This is a genomic window from Bacillus sp. LR--39 (genome assembly GCF_053613335.1).
Genome location: NZ_JBSIOT010000858.1, coordinates 1 through 714, shown reverse-complemented (window position 1 = coordinate 714; position 714 = coordinate 1). Strand labels below are relative to the sequence as shown.

At 44.7% G+C, this 714-nt stretch carries 1 protein-coding gene; it reads left to right on the top strand.

What is annotated here, in order from left to right; genetic code table 11:
- Positions 1-632, top strand: a 632-nt coding sequence (gene gamR / locus ACWHAR_RS27040) for a transcriptional regulator GamR (protein WP_452088428.1), incomplete at its 5' end; no start/stop codon positions are given.
- Positions 633-714 lie beyond the last annotated feature (82 nt).

Below are 714 nucleotides of genomic sequence, written 5' to 3'. Positions count from 1 at the left end.
AGCTGCCGACGGAGAGTGAGTTTTGCGAACAATATGATGTCAGCAGAACAACTGTGAGACTGGCTCTGCAGCAGCTAGAGCTTGAGGGATATATTAAAAGAATTCAAGGAAAAGGGACATTTGTATCGGCGGCCAAAATACAAACGCCGATTCCGCATAAGATTACGAGCTTTGCAGAACAAATGAGAGGCCTTCGTTCTGAATCAAAAGTGCTTGAGCTTGTGGTGATTCCTGCCGATCACTCCATTGCTGAGCTTTTGAAAATGAAAGAGAATGAACCTGTCAACAAGCTTGTCAGAGTCAGATACGCCGAGGGGGAACCTTTGCAGTATCATACCTCATATATTCCCTGGAAGGCGGCACCGGGGCTGGCGCAGGAGGAATGCACCGGCTCGCTGTTTGAATTGTTAAGGACAAAATACAATATTGAAATCAGCAGGGGCACGGAATCGATCGAACCGATTTTAACGGATGAAACGATCAGCGGCCACTTATTAACCAATGTTGGAGCGCCTGCGTTTTTATCAGAATCCCTTACCTATGATAAAAATGAAGAAGTGGTGGAATATGCGCAAATTATTACCCGGGGAGACCGAACGAAATTCACCGTAGAACAGTCATATCATTCATAAAGCAATACGTGATAAAAAGGGAATGGTGGTTCTATGTTTTTATTGACGAATGGAAAAGTGCTGTGAGGAACAGTGATTGCTG